The 19,781-nt window shown below is 54.5% G+C and carries 18 protein-coding genes; 5 read left to right on the forward strand and 13 right to left on the reverse strand.

Annotated features, from left to right (window positions below):
• From mraY to leuO, 11 genes are all read right to left on the reverse strand, one after another.
• Complete coding sequence (gene mraY / locus QMG90_RS17770) at window positions 1-1,083, reverse strand: phospho-N-acetylmuramoyl-pentapeptide-transferase (protein WP_283280956.1); 1,083 nt, start codon at window positions 1,081-1,083, stop codon at window positions 1-3.
• Complete coding sequence (gene murF / locus QMG90_RS17775; protein WP_283280957.1) at window positions 1,077-2,435, reverse strand: UDP-N-acetylmuramoyl-tripeptide--D-alanyl-D-alanine ligase; 1,359 nt, start codon at window positions 2,433-2,435, stop codon at window positions 1,077-1,079. Before murF ends, mraY begins: the two co-directional genes overlap by 7 nt.
• Window positions 2,432-3,919: a UDP-N-acetylmuramoyl-L-alanyl-D-glutamate--2,6-diaminopimelate ligase gene (murE, locus tag QMG90_RS17780; RefSeq protein WP_283280958.1), complete on the reverse strand. Its 1,488-nt coding sequence runs from the start codon at window positions 3,917-3,919 to the stop codon at window positions 2,432-2,434. The genes murF and murE overlap by 4 nt, the downstream gene beginning before the upstream one ends.
• Window positions 3,906-5,672, reverse strand: coding sequence for a peptidoglycan glycosyltransferase FtsI (gene ftsI, locus QMG90_RS17785; RefSeq protein ID WP_283280959.1), 1,767 nt, complete (start codon window positions 5,670-5,672; stop codon window positions 3,906-3,908). The genes murE and ftsI overlap by 14 nt, the downstream gene beginning before the upstream one ends.
• Window positions 5,673-5,687: 15 nt before the next feature.
• On the reverse strand, window positions 5,688-6,053 hold the full coding sequence (gene ftsL / locus QMG90_RS17790; protein WP_038155644.1) for a cell division protein FtsL: 366 nt from the start codon (window positions 6,051-6,053) through the stop codon (window positions 5,688-5,690).
• Entirely contained in the window at window positions 6,050-6,991 is a 942-nt protein-coding gene (gene rsmH / locus QMG90_RS17795) for a 16S rRNA (cytosine(1402)-N(4))-methyltransferase RsmH (RefSeq protein ID WP_283280961.1), read from the reverse strand. Before rsmH ends, ftsL begins: the two co-directional genes overlap by 4 nt.
• Window positions 6,992-7,450 carry a division/cell wall cluster transcriptional repressor MraZ gene (gene mraZ / locus QMG90_RS17800; RefSeq protein WP_038155647.1) on the reverse strand — a complete coding sequence of 153 codons (459 nt, stop codon included), beginning with the start codon at window positions 7,448-7,450 and terminating at the stop codon, window positions 6,992-6,994.
• Window positions 7,451-8,017: 567 nt separating this feature from the next.
• Window positions 8,018-9,022, reverse strand: a complete 1,005-nt coding sequence (gene cra, locus QMG90_RS17805; protein WP_049856551.1) for a catabolite repressor/activator — start codon at window positions 9,020-9,022, stop codon at window positions 8,018-8,020.
• A 180-nt stretch (window positions 9,023-9,202) separates the two neighbouring features.
• Window positions 9,203-9,694 carry an acetolactate synthase small subunit gene (gene ilvN, locus QMG90_RS17810; protein WP_049849829.1) on the reverse strand — a complete coding sequence of 164 codons (492 nt, stop codon included), beginning with the start codon at window positions 9,692-9,694 and terminating at the stop codon, window positions 9,203-9,205.
• 2 nt (window positions 9,695-9,696) lie between these two features.
• The gene (ilvI, locus tag QMG90_RS17815; RefSeq protein ID WP_283280963.1) at window positions 9,697-11,421 is read right to left on the reverse strand and encodes an acetolactate synthase 3 large subunit; all 1,725 of its coding nucleotides are present in this window, start codon (window positions 11,419-11,421) and stop codon (window positions 9,697-9,699) included.
• Window positions 11,422-11,795: 374 nt separating this feature from the next.
• Complete coding sequence (gene leuO, locus QMG90_RS17820) at window positions 11,796-12,761, reverse strand: transcriptional regulator LeuO (protein WP_283280964.1); 966 nt, start codon at window positions 12,759-12,761, stop codon at window positions 11,796-11,798.
• Between the two features lie 613 nt (window positions 12,762-13,374).
• Between leuO and leuL the strand changes: the two genes are divergently transcribed.
• The 5 genes from leuL (at window position 13,375) to leuD (ending at window position 18,234) form a co-directional block, all read left to right on the forward strand.
• Window positions 13,375-13,461 (forward strand): leu operon leader peptide, encoded by an 87-nt coding sequence (gene leuL, locus QMG90_RS22585; RefSeq protein WP_419096667.1) that lies wholly within the window; start codon window positions 13,375-13,377, stop codon window positions 13,459-13,461.
• A 91-nt stretch (window positions 13,462-13,552) separates the two neighbouring features.
• A complete protein-coding gene (gene leuA / locus QMG90_RS17825) occupies window positions 13,553-15,124 on the forward strand; it encodes a 2-isopropylmalate synthase (protein WP_283280966.1) in 1,572 nt (523 codons plus the stop codon).
• The gene (leuB, locus tag QMG90_RS17830) at window positions 15,124-16,215 is read left to right on the forward strand and encodes a 3-isopropylmalate dehydrogenase (RefSeq protein WP_283280968.1); all 1,092 of its coding nucleotides are present in this window, start codon (window positions 15,124-15,126) and stop codon (window positions 16,213-16,215) included. Before leuA ends, leuB begins: the two co-directional genes overlap by 1 nt.
• 2 nt (window positions 16,216-16,217) lie before the next feature.
• Complete coding sequence (gene leuC, locus QMG90_RS17835; RefSeq protein ID WP_283280969.1) at window positions 16,218-17,618, forward strand: 3-isopropylmalate dehydratase large subunit; 1,401 nt, start codon at window positions 16,218-16,220, stop codon at window positions 17,616-17,618.
• Between the two features lie 10 nt (window positions 17,619-17,628).
• Entirely contained in the window at window positions 17,629-18,234 is a 606-nt protein-coding gene (gene leuD, locus QMG90_RS17840) for a 3-isopropylmalate dehydratase small subunit (protein WP_283280970.1), read from the forward strand.
• 97 nt (window positions 18,235-18,331) lie between these two features.
• On the opposite strand, the gene QMG90_RS17845 is transcribed toward leuD, so the two are convergent.
• The gene (locus QMG90_RS17845) at window positions 18,332-19,510 is read right to left on the reverse strand and encodes a sugar efflux transporter (protein ID WP_283280971.1); all 1,179 of its coding nucleotides are present in this window, start codon (window positions 19,508-19,510) and stop codon (window positions 18,332-18,334) included.
• Between the two features lie 103 nt (window positions 19,511-19,613).
• Complete coding sequence (gene sgrT / locus QMG90_RS17850) at window positions 19,614-19,769, reverse strand: glucose uptake inhibitor SgrT (RefSeq protein ID WP_283280972.1); 156 nt, start codon at window positions 19,767-19,769, stop codon at window positions 19,614-19,616.
• Between the last annotated feature and the right edge of the window lie 12 nt (window positions 19,770-19,781).

Here is a 19,781-nt window from a genome sequence, read left to right on the forward strand (position 1 = left end):
TTAACGTACCTTCAGCGTTGCCAGACCAATCAGGACCAGCATCAGCGAAATCACCCAGAAACGCACGATAACACGCGGTTCTGGCCAGCCTTTCAGTTCATAGTGGTGATGAATCGGCGCCATACGGAAGATGCGCTGACCGCGCAGCTTAAAGGAGCCCACCTGCAGGATGACCGACAGGGTTTCCACCACGAACACCCCACCCATAATGACCAGCAGGAACTCCTGACGCAGCAGCACGGCGATAATGCCCAGCGCGCCGCCCAGCGCCAGAGAACCAACATCGCCCATGAAAACCTGGGCCGGGTAGGTGTTAAACCACAAAAATCCTAAACCTGCGCCGACAATCGCCGTACAAACGATCACCAGTTCGCCGGCATGGCGTAAATACGGAATGTGCAGGTAGCTGGCGAAGTTCATGTTACCGGTCGCCCACGCCACCAGAGCGAAACCTCCCGCGACAAATACCGTCGGCATAATCGCCAGCCCGTCGAGACCGTCTGTGAGGTTGACGGCGTTGCCGGTACCCACGATGACAAAGTACGCCAGCAGCACGTAAAACAGCCCCAGTTGCGGCATGACATCCTTAAAGAACGGCACCACCAGTTCGGTGGCGGGCGTGTCTTTTCCGGCGAGGTACAGCGCGAACGCCACGCCCAGTGCAATCACCGACATCCAGAAATACTTCCAGCGGGCGATAAGCCCTTTGGTATCTTTGCGCACCACTTTGCGGTAGTCATCGACAAAGCCGATGATGCCGTAACCGATCAGCACGACCAGCACGCACCAGACGTACGGGTTAGACGGATATGCCCACAGCAGGACGGACACCACAATCGCGGTGAGGATCATAATCCCGCCCATGGTCGGCGTACCGCGCTTGCTGAAGTGCGATTCCGGACCGTCGTTACGCACAACCTGACCAAACGACAGTTTTTGCAGACGGGCAATCATGCGCGGGCCCATCCACAATGAGATGAACAGCGCAGTCAGCAGGCTGACAATGGCGCGAAACGTCAAATAGGAAAAGACGTTAAAGCCGGAATAATATTTGACCAAATGTTCGGCCAGCCACACTAACATGTCCCGTTCTCCTGTAATGCGCGTACTACCTCTTCCATGGCGGCACTACGTGAACCCTTCACTAAAATAGTTATCATTTGTTTTTCTTCTACAATGCTGCGAAGACGGGTAATCAACGCCGCTTTATCGGCAAAATGTTCGCCCACGCCGCTGGCATCGCTAATTGCCTGGCTCAGTTTACCCACGCTCAGCACGCGGTCGAGACCGGCAGTTTTTGCCGCTTCGCCAACCTGAACATGGCAGGCTTCGCTTTCAGCGCCCAACTCCGCCATATCGCCAACCACCAGAACGCGGTAACCCGGCATTTCCGATAACACCTGCACCGCCGCCGTCATGGAGCCGACGTTAGCGTTATAGGAGTCGTCCAGCAGCAGCTTGTTCTCAGCCAGCGGGATCGGGAACAAACGCCCCGGCACCGACGTTAAACTTGCCAGCCCCGTTTTCACCGCCTGGAGATCGGCACCGACCGCCATCGCCAGCGCAGTTGCCGCCAGCGCGTTAGCGATATTGTGACGACCCGGCAGCGGCAACAGAACATCCATGCTGCCGTTCGGGGTTTGCAGGGTGAATTCCGTACCGTGGCTGGTCACATGAATGTTGGTGGCGGTAAAATCGCTGTTCGCCGCATTCGGGGAAAAACGCCAGACCTTACGGTTGCCAATCACGCTCTGCCAGTTCAGCCAGTCATTGTTATCGGCATTCATAATGGCGATGCCGTTCTCTGACAGACCGGTATAAATCTCACCTTTTGCTTTTGCCACACCCGCCAGCGAACCAAAGCCTTCCAGGTGCGCCGCCGCCAGGTTATTGACCAGCGCGGCTTCCGGGCGCGTCAAACCCACAGTCCAGGCAATTTCGCCCTGGTGGTTCGCCCCCAGTTCAATCACCGCAAACTGATGCGCTTTCGTCAGGCGCAACAAGGTCATCGGCACGCCGATGTCATTATTGAGGTTTCCGGCGGTATAAAGCGTATTGCCGCACTGATTGAGGATCGCGGCCGTCATCTCTTTTACGGAGGTTTTGCCGGATGAACCGGTCAGCGCAACCACGCGTGCCGGTACGTTCTGGCGCACCCAGGCGCCCAGTTCGCCAAACGCCAGGCGGGTATCTTTCACCACCACCTGCGGCAAATCACAGTCCAGTTTACGGCTCACCAGCAATGCGCCGGCCCCGCCCGCTTTCGCCTGGTCGGCAAAATCGTGGGCGTCAAATCGTTCGCCTTTCAGCGCCACAAACAGACAGCCGGCCGTCAGCTGGCGCGTGTCGGTAGTCACGGTGTCAATCGTCAGATCCTGACCGTGCAATTCGCCGCGCAGCACGTCGGCCAACTGGCGTAGCGTTACGCTAATCATGCGACCACTCCCAGCAGACGCGCCGCGGTCACACGGTCGGAGTAATCGAGACGACGGGCACCCACGATCTGATAATCTTCATGGCCTTTACCAGCGACCAGCACCACATCATTCTCTTTGGCCTGCATGATGGCGTTGGTGACCGCTTCCGCGCGGCCCTCTTTGACCATCGCGCGCCCGGCATCAACCATGCCAGCCAGAATATCGTTGATGATCGCCCGCGGCTCTTCGGTACGCGGATTGTCGTCGGTAACAACCACGATATCCGCGAACTGTTCGGCAATCGCCCCCATTAACGGACGCTTGCCTTTGTCGCGATCGCCGCCGCAGCCAAAGACGCACCACAGCTTGCCTGTGCAGTGCAGACGTGCCGCTTCCAGCGCTTTCTCCAGCGCATCCGGCGTGTGGGCATAATCCACCACTACCGCGGGTTTCCCCGGCGCAGTAAATACTTCCATACGTCCGCAAACCGGCTGCAGACGCGCCGCCGTTTTCAGCAGACTCGCCAGCGGATAACCCAGCGCCAGCAGCGTCGCCAGCGCCAGCAACAGGTTGCTGACGTTAAAAGCGCCCATCAGACGGCTTTCGATTTCACCGGTGCCCCAGCTGGAATCAAACTGAATGGTGGCGCCGCTGTCGTGATAATTCACGGCGGTCGCCTTCAGCCAACGGCCATGGCAGTTCGGGTTAATACTCTCTTCCATCGACACCGCAACGGCATCCGGCAGTTTCGCCAGCCAGCGGCGACCCACGTCGTCATCGGCGTTGATGATGGCCTGACCGCAGTGGTGCGTGGAATAAAGCAGCCATTTCGCCGCTTCGTAATGTTCCATGTCGCCGTGATAATCGAGATGGTCACGGCTGAGGTTGGTAAACACGGAAGCGGCAAACTTCAGCGCCGCCACGCGATGTTGCACCAGACCGTGGGAAGAGACTTCCATCGCGGCGAAAGTTGCCCCTTGCCCTGCCAGACCTGACAGCACGTGCTGTACATCAACGGCAGAACCGGTGGTGTTTTCTGTCGGCACCACTTTGCCCAGCAAACCGTTACCGACGGTGCCCATCACCGCGCCGGTCTCGCCGAGCAGTTGCGCCCATTGCGCCAGTAATTGCGTAGTGGTGGTTTTTCCGTTGGTGCCGGTCACGCCCACCAGTCGCAGATGGTCGGAAGGTTCGTGATAGAAACGGCCGGCAAGCGCGGATAAGCGCTCGTTTAACTGGCTGAGGTAAATAACCGGTACTCCGTGCATTTCACGGATTTCGCCATCGGCGGCTTCATCTTTTGCCTCAGCAATAATGGCAGCAACACCTTGCGCAATCGCCTGCGGGATATATCGACGCCCGTCCGCCTGATGACCCAACACCGCAACGAAGAGATCGCCCGACGCAGCCACACGGCTGTCAAGCGTCATCTCTCGCAGTGCTCGCTCCGGTGCGTTCGGCACCCACGGAGCAAGAAGGTCGCGCAAATTACGATCTGCCACCTGTCCCCTCGCCTTGATTAATCACAAATTCACTTTTCTCGCCCGTTGCCAGCGCATCCGGTTCAATGTTCATGGTGCGTAATACACCGCCCATGATGGCACCGAACACCGGCGCAGAAACGGCGCCACCGTAGTATTTACCTGCCTGTGGATCGTTGATGACCACGACCAGCGCAAAACGCGGCTGGCTCGCTGGCGCAACGCCCGCGGTGTAAGCAATATATTTGTTGATGTAGCGGCCATCTGGCCCTACTTTTTTCGCCGTACCGGTTTTAATCGCGATGCGATAGCCTTTGATCGCCGCCTTCACACCGCCACCGCCAGGCAGTGCAACGCTTTCCATCATGTGGACGACGGTACGAACGAGCGGTTCCGGGAAGACACGCTCACCCGGAACCGGAGGATCAACCTTAGTAATCGACAGCGGGCGATAGATGCCGTAGCTGCCGATGGTTGCGTAGACTCGCGCTAACTGTAACGGCGTTACCATTAGCCCGTAGCCGAAAGAGAAGGTGGCCCTCTCTATGTCAGACCACCGTTGTTTTTGAGGATATAAGCCACTGCGTTCTCCGACCAACCCCAAATTGGTCGCCTTTCCCAGCCCAAAACGTGAGTAAGTGTCTACTAACGCTGAGGACGGCATCGCTAACGCCAGCTTGGAGACACCGACGTTACTCGACTTCTGTAATACCCCGGTCAGGGTTAATTCGCTGTAGCGCGCCACGTCTTTGATTTCGTGGCCGTTAATTCGGTATGGAATGGTGTTCAGGACGCTGTTTTCGTTGACGATCCCACGTTGCAGCGCCGTCATGACGACCATCGGTTTCACCGTCGAACCCGGTTCAAACACGTCGGTAATCGCCCGGTTACGCATCGCGTCTTTCGCCGTCCCGGTAAAGTTGTTCGGGTTGTACGACGGGCTGTTCGCCATCGCCAGTACTTCGCCGGTGTTCACGTCTACCAGCACTGCGCTGCCGGATTCCGCTTTGTTGAACGCCACGGCGTTATTCAGTTCACGATATACCAGCGCCTGCAGGCGCTCATCAATGCTCAATGCCAGGTTGTGTGCGGCCTGGCTGTCGGTGGAGGAGATATCTTCAATGACGCGACCATAGCGGTCTTTACGCACGATGCGCTCGCCCGGCTGGCCCGTCAGCCACTTATCGAAGCTCTTCTCGACGCCTTCAATCCCCTGGCTGTCGACGTTGGTGAAGCCAATGAGGTGAGCGGTCACTTCGCCTGACGGATAATAGCGGCGAGATTCTTCGCGCAGATGAATCCCCGGCAGTTTCAGCTTTTTGATGTAATCCGCCATGTCCGGGTTAACCTGACGCGCCAGATAGATAAAGCGCCCTTTCGGATTCGCATTCACCCGCGACGCCAGCTGATCCAACGGGATTTTCAGCGCGTCGGCGAGTGCCTTCCAGCGGTTATCGAGGCTGATGCCGCCTGCGTCATGTAATTCTTTGGGATCGGCCCAGATCGCTTTCACCGGCACGCTGACCGCCAGCGGGCGACCAGAGCGGTCGGTGATCATGCCGCGGGAGGTGGAAACTTCCTGAACGCGCAGGGAGCGCATGTCACCCTGGCGTACCAGCATGTCAGGGTTAACGATCTGCAACCAAGCTACGCGGCCCAGCAGGAAAACCAGTGCCAGCAAGATACAACCGCAAAGCAACGCAAAACGCCAACTGATAAAGTTGGCCTGTTCTTCCTGACGTTTCGGTTTTAGCGTCTTTGCCGCTGCTTTCATGCGTCGCCGTAATCCTTATTTCTGTACCACGATATTCTCTTGTGACGGATCGACATGCTGCATCTGCAGTTTTTCTGTCGCGATCCGCTCAACCCGGCTGTGATCACCGAGCGCGTTCTCTTCGAGGATCAGGTTGCGCCACTCGATGTCCAGAGCGTCGCGTTCCAGAACCATTTGTTCGCGTTGCGCGGTCAACAGGCGCGTATGGTGCGCCGTGGTCACCACCGTCACCGCGGTCACAATGATGCAAATGAACAAGCAGAGTGGCAGCTTCCCAAACCGCAAAAGATCGTCACCGATCACGCCAGGCAAGGCATGGCGCTCGTTGCTTCCAATCGATCCTTTTACTTTGCTTAAGGCCTCTGACACTCTGCTGATCATGCGTTCGTCCTTTCTGCGATACGCAGCACTGAACTACGAGCGCGTGGATTCTCTGCCACTTCATCTTCGCCCGGCAACATCTTGCCTAACGCCCGAAAATGACGACCACCCAGCTTCCTGAGTTGCTCTTCTGTCATCGGTAGCCCTGCCGGAACCTGCGGACCGCGGCTTTGCTCACGCATAAAGCGTTTCACAATACGGTCTTCCAGCGAGTGGAAACTGATGATGGAGAGCCGCCCACCCGGGGCCAGCACGTCGATCGAGCTTTTTAGCGCCTGCTCTATCTCCTCCAGTTCACTGTTCACCCAGATGCGCACCGCCTGGAAGGTACGGGTCGCGGGATGTTTGAATTTGTCCTTCACCGGCGTCGCCGCAGCAACAACCTCGGCCAGCTCTTTGGTGCGGGTCATCGGCTGTTCGCGGTTACGCTCTACGATGGCGCGGGCAATGCGCTTACCGAAACGCTCTTCGCCAAAGGTTTTAATCACCCAGGCGATGTCAGCTTCGTCAGCGTTCAGCAGCCATTCAGCAGCGGATTGTCCGCGTGTCGGATCCATGCGCATGTCCAGCGGACCATCGCGCATAAAGGAAAAACCGCGCTCAGCGTCGTCAAGCTGCGGTGAAGAGACGCCAAGATCGAGAAGAATGCCATCGATCTTGCCAGTAAGGTCGCGCTCGGCAATGTAGTCACCCAGCGCGGAAAAGGGACCATGCACAATGGAAAAGCGGGGATCGTCAATGCGCTGTGCTTCGGCGATCGCATGCGGATCCCGATCGATAGCCAGCAGACGTCCTTCCGCGCCCAGTTGCGAAAGAATCAGTCGCGAATGACCGCCGCGACCAAAGGTGCCATCGATGTAGATACCATCAGGACGAATATTCAGGCCATTTACGGCCTCATCCAGCAGTACCGTCGTATGTTTAAAGTTTTCCATCATTTATAAGGACAAATCCTGCAGCCGATCCGACAACTCTCCGGATGCGGACTGCTCAGCGTCTATATCTTCCTTGACCCGTTGATACCAGGTCGTTTCGTCCCACAGCTCAAATTTGTTGAACTGCCCGACCAGCATCACTTCTTTGGTCAGTCCGGCATGTTGCCGTAAAACCGGTGCAATCAGTAAACGACCGGCGTTGTCCATCTGACATTCGCTTGCATGTCCAAGCAGCAAACGCTGTACGCGGCGCTCGGCCTGATTCATGCTCGACAGGCGCGACAGTTTTTGCTCGATAATTTCCCATTCGGGAAGTGGGTAAAGCAGCAGGCACGGGTGATGGATGTCAATGGTGCAAACCATTAAACCGGAAGCGTTTTCGACCAGCCGATCGCGATACCGCGTAGGTATCGATAAGCGACCCTTGCTGTCGAGATTGACTAACGTTGCCCCACGGAACATGCCAGCCTCACCCCTTTTCTCCACTTTCACCCACAAATTCCCACCTAAAAGAGTTTACGGAGCGGAGGAAAAGCTTGTCAAGCCAGCACTGACGCTAACAGAGTTAAAAAACCCAATAATGGCGGCAGATATTCGCCCTGTTTAATTTATGTCCACCAAACGAGGCAAATTAACGCTATGAATAGTTGTAAGAAAAAAAACAAATCTGTTCATGCTCGTTAAAAGAAACTCAATATCATCGAGCGAAAATATAAAGTGTCAGTTTGCGACGTGCGCGGCATTTTAGGACATTCCCGGACGCGATAACAGCCCTTCTGAGCGTGGGGAGCCGCCATTTTTCTACGGGATAGCATGTGAGGCGATGGGTTTTCTGAAGAAGTGTTTGTTAATTGGACAAATCCGCGAAGGGTGTAACAAAATAATACAGCAATATTCTTTTCCGGGCGGATAGCGCTGCGTTTCTGGAGAGATTTAACACGATTTGAATTAGATCCCTGGGAAAAGTAAGGAATTATCTGAATATCAAATAATCCCTTACTTTTTTTCATTAGCGCATCGTTTTTTCGCTTAACGACGGCTCAAACTGCCACGACGATAAAGATTACGACGAATACGGCTCAGCCCCGGTTTCGGTTTACGCGGTTCATCGAGGCTCGCCAGGACGATTTCTAACACGCGCTCTGCGACATCGCGGTGACGCTGGGCAACCGCCAGCACCGGGCATTGCAGGAAATCCAACAGTTCATGATCGCCAAAGGTGGCGATGGCCAGCTCCGGCGGCAACTTGCCTTCACGACGCAGCGTAACATCCATGACGCCCTGCAACAGTGCAAACGACGTGGTGAACAGCGCCTGCGGCATCGGATTCGTTTCCAGCCATTTATCGAACAATTGCGCGGCGGCTTCGCGCTCGTAGCTGTTGGCATACAGATAATTCACTTCACGCGGATCGTCTTTCCAGGCGGTACGGAACCCTTGCTCACGCAGGAAACTGACGGAGAGCTCCGGCAACGCGCCAAGATAAAGAACAGTTTCCGCCGGGAATTTACGCAGCTCCGAGGCCAGCATTTCGGCATCGTCCTGATCGGCGCCGACGACGCTGGTGAAGTGTTCGCGATCGAGCGCGCGATCAAGCGCCACAATGGGGAAATTGTCGTTCGCCCAGCGCTGGTAGAAAGGATGCTCTGGCGGCAAGGAGGTGGAAACGATAATCGCATCTACCTGACGCTGTAACAGATGCTCGATACAGCGCATTTCGTTATCCGGCTGATCTTCCGAGCAGGCAATCAGCAACTGATAGCCGCGCTGACGCGCCTGACGCTCCAGGTAATTAGCGATACGGGTATAGCTGGTGTTCTCCAGATCAGGGATCACCAGACCAATAGAACGAGTGCGTCCTGCACGGAGCCCGGCAGCCACCGCGTTCGGATGGTAGTTATGCTCACGCACCACAGCCATCACTTTTTCGACGGTTTTATCACTAACGCGATACTGCTTAGCTTTACCGTTAATCACATAGCTCGCCGTCGTCCGGGAGACACCGGCAAGCCGGGCGATTTCATCCAGTTTCACAATTGCCCCTTGCTTAACTTGTACAATCCATAACCTTCGCGAAGGTATGGGTAAAATTTATTAACATCTAAGCGCAGAATGATAACTGCGGCAACCGCTTTTATTGACTCTTCCCACTGGATTCGCAAAAAAAAAGCCTGACCGGTGGTGTCAGGCTACATTTTAATTCATCAGTGGGGCTTATCGCATGATCTTCTCACCACGAGAAAGGCCCACCACGCCAGAGCGCGCCACTTCAACAATACGCGCCACATCGCGCAATGTGGCAAGGAACGCATCGAGTTTGTCGCTGGTACCGGCCAGCTGGACAGTATAAATAGACGGCGTGACGTCGATAATCTGCCCGCGGAAAATTTCAGTGTTGCGTTTTACCTCTTCGCGACCATATCCGCTGGCCTGCACTTTGACCAGCATAATCTCACGCTCGACGTGCGACCCCTGCCCCAGTTCGCTGACCCGCAGCACATCCACCAGCTTGTGCAACTGTTTTTCGATCTGTTCGATGACCTGCTCGTCACCGACGGTCTGAATCGTCATGCGGGAAAGCGTTGGGTCATCCGTCGGCGCGACGGTCAGGCTTTCAATGTTGTAGCCTCGCTGTGAAAAGAGACCAATGACGCGCGACAGGGCGCCCGATTCGTTTTCCAGTAATACTGATAATATCCGGCGCATAGTCAGGTTCTCTCCGTTTTGCTCAGCCACATTTCATCCATTCCGCCACCGCGAATTTGCATCGGATAAACGTGCTCACTTCCATCAACAGTGACATCGACAAACACCAGCCGCTGGTTGCGCACCGTCTCCAGCGCTTGCGCCAGCTTCGCTTCCAGTTCATCGGGCTGGTTGATCTGAATGCCGACGTGACCATAGGCCTGTGCCAGCGCCACAAAGTCCGGCAGGGATTTCATATAAGATTGCGAGTGGCGGCCTGAGTAGATCATGTCCTGCCACTGTTTCACCATGCCGAGATAGCGGTTGTTCAGGTTTACGACCAACACCGGCAGTTCGTACTGCAGCGCCGTTGACAGCTCCTGAATGTTCATCTGAATACTGCCATCGCCGGTCACGCAGATCACCGTTTCGTCAGGCAGCGCCATCTTCACGCCAAGCGCAGCTGGCAGGCCGTACCCCATGGTGCCGAGACCACCGGAGTTGATCCAGCGACGCGGCTTATCAAACGGGTAATAGAGTGCGGCGAACATCTGATGCTGACCGACATCGGAGGTGACGTACGCGTCCCCGTTGGTCAGCCGCCAGAGGGTTTCAATAACCGCCTGTGGCTTAATCGACGGGCTCTGGGTGTCATATTTCAGGCTCTGCCGGGCGCGCCACTGCTCGATTCGCTGCCACCAGTCGCGGATATCATCCAGCGGCTGTACCGCCTCTTCCTGCTCCAGCAGTTCAAGCATCTGCTCCAGCACCAGCCGGGCATCGCCCACAATCGGGATATCCGCCGGTACGGTTTTGGAAATCGACGTGGGATCGATATCGATGTGCAGTACGGTGGCATCCGGGCAATATTTCGCCAGATTGTTAGTGGTGCGATCGTCAAAGCGCACGCCAACAGCAAAAATCACATCAGAATGATGCATCGTCATGTTCGCTTCGTACGTCCCGTGCATACCCAGCATGCCCAGTGAATGACGATGTGTGCCCGGAAACGCGCCCAGTCCCATTAATGAAGAGGCCACCGGCAGATTGAGTTTTTCAATCAGCGTTTTGAGTTGTTCGCCACATTCGGCATTGATTGCCCCGCCACCGACATACACCACCGGTCTTTTCGCCGCAATCAGCGTTTGCAACGCGCGTTTAATCTGCCCTTTATGGCCGGTTGTTGTCGGGTTGTAGGAGCGCATGCTCACCGTGTCCGGCCAGACGTACGGCAGCTTGTTTTGCGGGTTAAGGATATCTTTTGGCAGATCCACCACCACCGGCCCCGGACGACCGCTGGCCGCCAGCCAGAACGCTTTTTTCAGCACGCCGGGAATATCTTCGGTTTGTTTGACCAGGAAGCTATGTTTCACCACCGGGCGGGAAATCCCCACCATGTCACACTCCTGGAAGGCATCGTAGCCAATCAGCGAGGTCGCGACCTGCCCGGACAACACCACCAGTGGTACCGAATCCATATAGGCCGTCGCTATGCCAGTAATCGCATTGGTGGCACCCGGGCCTGAGGTGACCAGTACCACGCCCACTTCCCCCGTCGCACGCGCCAGTCCGTCGGCCATATGCACCGCTGCCTGCTCGTGCCGTACCAGCACATGCTCGATGCCGCCGAGGGTATGTAACGCATCGTAGATATCAAGGACAGCCCCACCGGGGTAGCCGAACACTTGCTTCACGCCCTGATCGACAAGCGATCGGACAACCATCTCGGCTCCAGACAACATCTCCATGACTTGCCTCCAGGCTTTGTTTGGCGATGCAGAATTCATTTCCACACGCGCGTCTGACGAGACGAAAACCCTCGTCGATAATTATATTCAATTAACATAACCGCTCACTTTCAGGCAGGCAATTCGCCCCGACGTTGATAGCGTCCGACGAAAAAGAAGAAATACCAGGCAAGCGTTAAGAAAATGGTGAAAAGCTTCAATGACAGGGAAAGAGGATAGTCATTACTCGGGATAACAGGAAAAGAACAGGAAATGATCCATTTTTTGCTTTGCGCTGCCGATAACCCTCAGCAAGAAACAGAATAAAATGCTGGATATTTTCTTACACACAAAACAAACAGAGCGTATGTGCGCTCTGTTTGCTAGCACGAGAATTACCGCAGACAAATAGAAGCCAATAACTCTTCCATCCACTGATGGCCTTTATCACGCCCCGCCGCTTCATGCCAGGAAAGATAACAGGTCCGGCTGTTGAGTTTTAATGGTAAGGGTAATAATTGAAGATCCAGAGAATCAGAAAACTCTTCTGCCAGCCAGCGCGGCGCAATCGCCACCATTTGTGTTTGCGACACCACATTCAATACGCTGGTTAATGCCATTCCCTGATAGGCGATGCAGGCTTGTTTATCTGCAGTGTCATACCATGGCTGGCTAAAGGAAGCATAACGGTCCAGAGAAACCACCGCATGTTCTTCTTTATACACATCACTTTCTTTAAGCGGCCCGCTCAGCCGTGGGTGTTTACGGCTGGCGACTAATACCATTTCATCTTTAAACAGCGGTGTGCAGGAAAATTCCGGGCGACGAAACTCTTCATATCCCAGAACAAATTCGATTTCCTGGTAACGTAGCTGATGCTCTGTATTCTTATTTAAGGATGACTTAAATACCAGATGGATATTCGGCGCAATTTCTCTGACCCGGTTAAAAATAAGCGAGGTCAAAAAGTTATCCAGCGGACTGCAGACACAAAGATTAAAAACACGCTCGCTACTGATAGGTTCGAATTCGGACCCCGGCAGCTCATTTTGCACCAGTTGCAATGCCTGGCGAACTGACCCAAACAGCTGATACGCCCTCGCCGTTGGCTGAATACCACGGCCATAGCGCACAAACAGCTCATCGTTAAACATCACTTTGAGCCGCGCGACGGCATTACTCACCGCAGGCTGCGACATCCCCAGCATATGCGCCGCGCGCGTAATATTTTGCTCCTGCATAACCGCATCAAAGACGGTCAATAAATTTAAATCCACCATGCGAAGCTGTGGTTTTTTCACTTCCAGCTGTCTCGTCTGGCGCTCAATTTTTTCCACGGGCATTTCTAACTCCACAGTCACGCTAAACTCCCTTTGCATTAATGCAATAATAAATTCTGACAATATGATTTACCATGCATATAAAATCTACAAAAGAGAAATAATAAAAATTAGGAAAACATAAAGAAACATCACCAACCAAAGACCGAAAAAACGCGAAATATGGCCTCCCCAGGGCAAAAGTATAACTTATACCTTATGAGCAAAGTTTACTCATAAACCACATAAATAATCAATCCACTGGAAACGCACTCAACGTTTAGAAAAATTAAAATGTATATTTAGCAAAACACAATTTGCTTAACAATTATTTATCAAATTAATTAAAGTCTTTTTTTAGACTTATCTTCCCTGCAAATAAACTTAAATGATTCATACAGATATGTTTATTGTTTGTGAGATATTTTCCTTTTGCATACGCAAGCAAATTTATAAAAATGATTCAAAATATGAAAAGCATCGCAAAAAGATAAACGCGTTATTCTGCGCGCAGCAGCCTCATCAGCACAATAAGCTAAAACAACACCCCGAATGCCATCATTCATCAGGCGGGTTTTCACGGCCAGGGGTTGACATCAAACGGCGTATCCAGTACCACTAAAAGCATATCGAATTCATCTGGAGTATGACATTAATGAATCGCACGTCACGTTTCACCAGCCTACTACTACTAAACGCCTCTTTTGTGCGCGGTAGTCTGGTGGGCGACGTTTTGCGATAAGTCATCTTCCGGTAACGAATCAAACCCGCGCCATTGCGCGGGTTTTTTTATGCTCGTAGCAAGGCGCCAAAGACAATCAAGGACCTAAACCATGAGCCAGCAAGTCATTATTTTTGATACTACCTTACGTGACGGTGAACAGGCATTACAGGCAAGCCTGAGCGTAAAAGAGAAGCTGCAGATTGCTTTGGCCCTCGAACGTATGGGCGTCGACGTGATGGAAGTCGGGTTTCCGGTCTCTTCACCTGGTGATTTTGAATCAGTGCAAACCATCGCCCGTCAGGTGAAAAACAGCCGCGTTTGTGCGCTGGCCCGCTGTGTGGAAAATGACATCGACGTTGCGGCGGAATCATTAAAAGTCGCCGAAGCGTTCCGTATTCATACCTTTATCGCCACTTCGCCCATGCATATCGCCACCAAGCTGCGCAGCACGCTGGACGAGGTCATTGAGCGTGCCATTTATATGGTCACCCGCGCGCGCAATTACACCGATGACGTGGAATTCTCGTGTGAAGACGCTGGTCGTACGCCGATTGAGGATCTGTCGCGAGTGGTTGAAGCCGCGATCAATGCCGGGGCAAGAACCATTAATATCCCGGACACTGTCGGCTACACCATGCCGTTTGAGTTCGCCAATATTATTACCGGCCTGTACGAGCGGGTCCCTAATATCGATAAAGCCATCATCTCTGTGCATACCCACGACGATTTAGGCCTGGCGGTCGGCAACGCCATTGCCGCAGTGCATGCAGGCGCACGTCAGGTTGAAGGGGCGATGAACGGCATCGGCGAGCGTGCCGGTAACTGCTCGCTGGAAGAAGTGATCATGGCCATCAAAGTGCGCAAAGACATCATGAACGTGCACACCAACATCAATCACCATGAAATCTGGCGTACCAGCCAGACTGTCAGCCAGATCTGCAATATGCCGGTTCCGGCCAACAAAGCGATTGTCGGCACCGGTGCTTTCGCCCACTCCTCCGGGATCCATCAGGATGGCGTGCTGAAGAATCGTGAAAACTACGAAATCATGACGCCGGAATCGATCGGCCTGAATCAGATGCAACTGAACCTGACCTCCCGCTCCGGCCGTGCGGCGGTGAAACATCGCATGGAAGAGATGGGCTATAAAGAGACCGATTACAACATGGACCATCTGTACGATGCGTTCCTGAAGCTGGCGGATAAAAAAGGCCAGGTCTTTGATTACGATCTGGAAGCACTGGCGTTCATTAATAAACAGCAGGAAGAGCCAGAGCACTTCCGTCTGGACTACTTCAGCGTCCAGTCCGGCTCCAGCGATATTGCTACTGCCTCCGTCAAACTGGCCTGCGGCGATGAGATTAAAGCCGAAGCGGCGAACGGTAACGGTCCGGTTGATGCTATCTACCAGGCCATTAACCGTATCACTAACTACAACATCGAACTGGTCAAATATGGCCTGAGCGCCAAAGGCCAGGGGAAAGACGCCCTGGGCCAGGTCGATATCGTGGCGAATTACAACGGCCGTCGTTTCCACGGCGTGGGTCTGGCGACCGACATCGTGGAATCCTCCGCTAAAGCGATGGTTCATGTCCTGAACAGCATCTGGCGCGCCGCTGAAGTCGAAAAAGAGCTGCAACGCAAAGCTCAGAATAATGAGAACAACAAGGAAACCGTGTGATGTCGAAGAATTACCATATTGCCGTTTTGCCGGGTGATGGCATTGGCCCGGAAGTGATGGCGCAAGCCCTGAAGGTACTGGATGCCGTTCGCCAGCGTTTTGCGATGCGAATCACCACCAGTCATTATGACGTCGGTGGCATCGCTATCGACAAACAAGGCACGCCACTGCCGCAGGCCACCATTGAAGGCTGTGAAAATGCCGATGCGGTGTTGTTTGGCTCCGTGGGTGGCCCGAAATGGGAGCATCTGCCCCCTGCCGAACAGCCTGAGCGCGGCGCGCTGCTGCCGTTGCGTAAGCACTTTAAGCTGTTCAGCAACTTGCGTCCGGCCAGACTGTATCAGGGTCTGGAAGAATTCTGCCCGTTGCGCGCCGACATCGCCGCTGAAGGCTTCGATATTCTGTGCGTCCGCGAACTGACGGGCGGAATTTACTTCGGTCAGCCGAAAGGTCGTGAAGGTAGCGGTCAGTATGAAAAAGCCTTTGATACCGAGGTGTATCATCGTTTTGAAATCGAGCGCATTGCCCGTATCGCCTTTGAATCCGCTCGCAAGCGTCGCCGCAAAGTCACCTCCATTGATAAAGCCAATGTGTTGCAGTCATCTATTTTGTGGCGTGAGATCGTCAACGAAATCGCCCGCGAGTATCCGGATGTTGAGCTGGCGCATATGTACATCGACAACGCCACCATGCAGTTGATTAAAGATCCATCGCAGTTTGACGTGCTGCTGTGCTCTAACCTGTTCGGCGACATTCTCTCGGATGAGTGTGCGATGATCACCGGCTCGATGGGCATGCTGCCGTCAGCCAGCCTGAATGAACAGGGCTTTGGCCTGTATGAACCGGCGGGCGGCTCCGCACCGGATATCGCCGGGAAGAACATTGCCAACCCGATTGCGCAGATCCTGTCGCTGGCGCTGCTGTTGCGCTACAGCCTGGGGGCGGAAGAGGCGGCAGTGGCGATTGAAAACGCCATTAACCGCGCGTTAGAAGAAGGTGTCCGTACCGGCGACTTAGCCCGCGGTGGCGCGGCGGTCAGTACCGATGAAATGGGTGACATTATTGCCCGCTATGTCGCTGAAGGGGTGTAATCATGGCGAAAACGTTATACGAAAAAGTGTTTGATGCTCACGTGGTTTATGAAGCGACAAACGAGACCCCGTTACTGTACATTGACCGTCATCTGGTGCATGAAGTGACCTCACCACAGGCGTTTGATGGTCTGCGTGCGCATAACCGTCCTGTGCGTCAACCGGCAAAAACCTTTGCGACGATGGATCATAACGTCTCCACACAAACCAAAGATATCAATGCTTCCGGCGAAATGGCTCGCATTCAGATGCAGGAACTGATTAAAAACTGCAATGAATTTGGCGTTGAACTGTATGACCTGAATCACCCGTATCAGGGGATTGTCCACGTGATGGGGCCGGAACAGGGTATTACGCTGCCGGGCATGACCATCGTCTGCGGCGACTCCCACACTGCCACGCACGGGGCATTTGGCGCGCTGGCATTCGGGATCGGCACGTCCGAAGTTGAACACGTGCTGGCGACGCAAACCCTGAAACAGGGCCGCGCGAAAACCATGAAGATCGAAGTGAAAGGCAAAGCCGCCCCGGGGATCACCGCCAAAGATATCGTGCTGGCGATCATCGGCAAAACCGGCAGTGCGGGCGGTACCGGTCACGTGGTGGAATTCTGCGGCGAGGCAATTCGCGCACTGAGCATGGAAGGTCGCATGACCCTGTGCAATATGGCTATCGAAATGGGTGCTAAAGCAGGCCTGGTCGCGCCTGATGAAACCACCTTCAATTATGTGAAGGGCCGCCTGCACGCGCCAAAAGGTAAGGATTTTGACGACGCCGTGGCCTACTGGAAGACGCTGAAAACTGACGATAACGCCCAATTTGATACTGTCGTGACGTTACAGGCGGAAGAGATTGCGCCGCAGGTGACCTGGGGTACCAACCCAGGCCAGGTGATTTCCGTCACCGACGCCGTTCCTGATCCGGCCTCTTTTGCCGATCCGGTTGAACGTGCATCAGCCGAAAAAGCGCTGGCTTATATGGGCCTCAAACCTGGCATTCCGCTGACGGAAGTGGCGATCGACAAGGTCTTTATCGGCTCTTGCACCAACTCGCGCATTGAAGATTTGCGCGCTGCCGCGGAAGTCGCCAAAGGGCGGAAAGTGGCGCCGGGCGTGCAGGCGCTGGTAGTCCCGGGGTCTGGTCCGGTTAAAGCCCAGGCGGAAGCGGAAGGGCTGGATAAGATTTTCATCGAAGCCGGTTTCGAATGGCGTTTGCCGGGCTGCTCAATGTGCCTGGCGATGAACAATGATCGTCTGAACCCGGGCGAGCGCTGTGCCTCCACCAGCAACCGTAACTTTGAAGGTCGCCAGGGCCGCGGTGGTCGCACCCATCTGGTGAGCCCGGCAATGGCGGCAGCCGCTGCTGTCTCCGGCCATTTCGCCGACATTCGCAGCATCAAATAAGGAGCCCCACATGGCAGAGAAATTTACCCAACACACGGGCCTGGTGGTTCCTTTAGATGCCGCCAATGTCGATACCGACGCGATCATTCCTAAGCAATTTTTGCAGAAGGTCACACGCACCGGCTTTGGCGCTCATCTGTTCAACGACTGGCGTTTTCTGGACGATAAAGGTCAACAGCCGAATCCTGAATTCGTACTCAATTTCCCGCAATACAAAGGCGCGTCCATTTTGCTGGCGCGGGAAAATTTCGGCTGCGGTTCGTCACGCGAGCATGCGCCGTGGGCGTTAACCGATTACGGTTTTAAAGTGGTCATCGCCCCAAGCTTCGCGGATATTTTCTATGGCAACAGCTTTAACAACCAGTTGCTGCCAGTCACGCTGAGCGATGCACAGGTCGATGAGCTGTTTGCACTGGTACAGGCGAATCCGGGCATTACGTTTGAAGTGGATCTGGAAGCACAGGTCGTCAAAGCGGGCGATAAGTCCTACAGCTTTAAGATTGACGATTTTCGCCGCCACTGCATGCTGAATGGCCTCGACAGCATTGGCCTGACGCTGCAGCATGAAGACGCCATCGCCGCATACGAGCACAAACAACCTGCATTTATGGGGTGATGAGATTACTGGCCCGCCGCAGCGGGCCAGTAAATACCGTTGTGGCATTTAAGCCTCACTTCGACGTCGCGTCAGGTGAGGCTTTTTCTGCAAGAAGTCAGACATCCTTCACGCGACTGGTGAGAAACAGCGTCACCAGCGAAATCGCGGCAATCGCCCAGTACACCCGACCATGGCCGTAGCTTTGCGCCAGCGCGCCCTGGATCACCCCGGCGAGGATCACTCCCGTGGAGATACTGTTAGTAAACAGCGTGGTCGCGGAACCCGCTCGTCCTGGCATCAGGTCCTGAAACCACAGCATGCCGATACCGGCGATAATGCCGATGAAGATGGCATTAAACCCCTGCAACAGCAGCAGCGCCGTATGGCTGTGAAATAAAATCAGGCCAACATAGAACAATACCCCTGCCATCACCGCAGTGATCATCATCCGCCGTTTGCCGATACGTTTGACGTAATACCCGGCGAGGATCATCGCCGGAATTTCCAGCCCCGCCGCAGTGCCCATCAATACGCCCGCAAGGCGGTCAGGCAGTCCTAATTCGCTGCTAATCCACAGCGGCATATCAATGATGTACATGGTGTTACAGGTCCACATCAGCGTGGAGGCGATAAACAGCATGCGTACGTTTTTATCATTCCAGCCGCTGATTTGCGTCACGGCGACATCGGCAGGTTGTTCCACTCTCGCCACCGACGGTAGCGCCACGGCTATCATCACCAGGCTCAGCGCGAAAATGCCGGCAGCGATGGAAAACATGATGGTGAAACCGTAATTCAGCGCCAGCATGAACGCCAGCGGCGGGCCAATCACCCATGCCAGTGACAGTTGGGCACGCATGACGGAGCTGAACATCACCACTTCGCGCGCCGAGTTATCCGCATATTCCCGCGCCAGAGCAAAAAGTTGGGGCATCGCGGTATTCGCCAGCGACGCCAGCAGCACGCCGCAGGTAATCAGCGTCAGATAATGTCGATTAAACGCGAACAGCAGCGCGTTACCAACGGCCATCAGGCAGCAAAACAGAATTAATCTGCGGCGGTCGCCCTGCCTGTCGGAGCGTTTTGCCAGCCACAGGCTGACCAGGATCCCGGCGATGGCGTTAACGGTATAAAACAGACCGACCCAGAAAGGCGGCGCGCCCACTTCACGGCTCAGGAAAAGACTCAGCGTCGGTGCCTGTAATGCCCCCGCAATGCCCATCATAAACGCCACCAGCATAAAAGCGGCATAGACCCCATTGAGGCGTCGCCCCATCGTCAATAACCACAGCATGGATCATCCTTAACCGGAAAAGGGGTACGAAAAAAGCCAGCAGAAAACATCTGCTGGCGTGGCAATGTAGCACCAATACTCAGTCACACATGATAAGGGCAAGTCAATGAGAATCAGAAGTCGGCGTTGTAACTTCCCACTGCATCAGCTCTTCGAGCATTTTCAACCGCTCTCCTGCTACCTGGCGGGCCAGCCATGACGCTCCCTGCGTCGCCAAAAAATACTGGCGATAAAACTGGCGTGTGGATGACTTCTGCATATTCACCTCCTC

This window comes from Trabulsiella odontotermitis (assembly GCF_030053895.1).
Lineage (GTDB): Bacteria > Pseudomonadota > Gammaproteobacteria > Enterobacterales > Enterobacteriaceae > Trabulsiella > Trabulsiella odontotermitis_C.

What these genes read in the sequence shown, in the direction of transcription:
- mraY (WP_283280956.1), bottom strand. Translation starts at nt 1,083, where the DNA reads ATGTTAGTGTGGCTGGCCGAACATTTGGTCAAATATTATTCCGGCTTT.
- murF (WP_283280957.1), bottom strand. Translation starts at nt 2,435, where the DNA reads ATGATTAGCGTAACGCTACGCCAGTTGGCCGACGTGCTGCGCGGCGAA.
- ftsI (WP_283280959.1), bottom strand. Translation starts at nt 5,672, where the DNA reads ATGAAAGCAGCGGCAAAGACGCTAAAACCGAAACGTCAGGAAGAACAG.
- ftsL (WP_038155644.1), bottom strand. Translation starts at nt 6,053, where the DNA reads ATGATCAGCAGAGTGTCAGAGGCCTTAAGCAAAGTAAAAGGATCGATT.
- rsmH (WP_283280961.1), bottom strand. Translation starts at nt 6,991, where the DNA reads ATGATGGAAAACTTTAAACATACGACGGTACTGCTGGATGAGGCCGTA.
- mraZ (WP_038155647.1), bottom strand. Translation starts at nt 7,450, where the DNA reads ATGTTCCGTGGGGCAACGTTAGTCAATCTCGACAGCAAGGGTCGCTTA.
- ilvN (WP_049849829.1), bottom strand. Translation starts at nt 9,694, where the DNA reads ATGCGCCGGATATTATCAGTATTACTGGAAAACGAATCGGGCGCCCTG.
- ilvI (WP_283280963.1), bottom strand. Translation starts at nt 11,421, where the DNA reads ATGGAGATGTTGTCTGGAGCCGAGATGGTTGTCCGATCGCTTGTCGAT.
- leuL (WP_419096667.1), top strand. Translation starts at nt 13,375, where the DNA reads ATGAATCGCACGTCACGTTTCACCAGCCTACTACTACTAAACGCCTCT.
- leuA (WP_283280966.1), top strand. Translation starts at nt 13,553, where the DNA reads ATGAGCCAGCAAGTCATTATTTTTGATACTACCTTACGTGACGGTGAA.
- leuB (WP_283280968.1), top strand. Translation starts at nt 15,124, where the DNA reads ATGTCGAAGAATTACCATATTGCCGTTTTGCCGGGTGATGGCATTGGC.
- leuC (WP_283280969.1), top strand. Translation starts at nt 16,218, where the DNA reads ATGGCGAAAACGTTATACGAAAAAGTGTTTGATGCTCACGTGGTTTAT.
- leuD (WP_283280970.1), top strand. Translation starts at nt 17,629, where the DNA reads ATGGCAGAGAAATTTACCCAACACACGGGCCTGGTGGTTCCTTTAGAT.
- QMG90_RS17845 (WP_283280971.1), bottom strand. Translation starts at nt 19,510, where the DNA reads ATGCTGTGGTTATTGACGATGGGGCGACGCCTCAATGGGGTCTATGCC.
- sgrT (WP_283280972.1), bottom strand. Translation starts at nt 19,769, where the DNA reads ATGCAGAAGTCATCCACACGCCAGTTTTATCGCCAGTATTTTTTGGCG.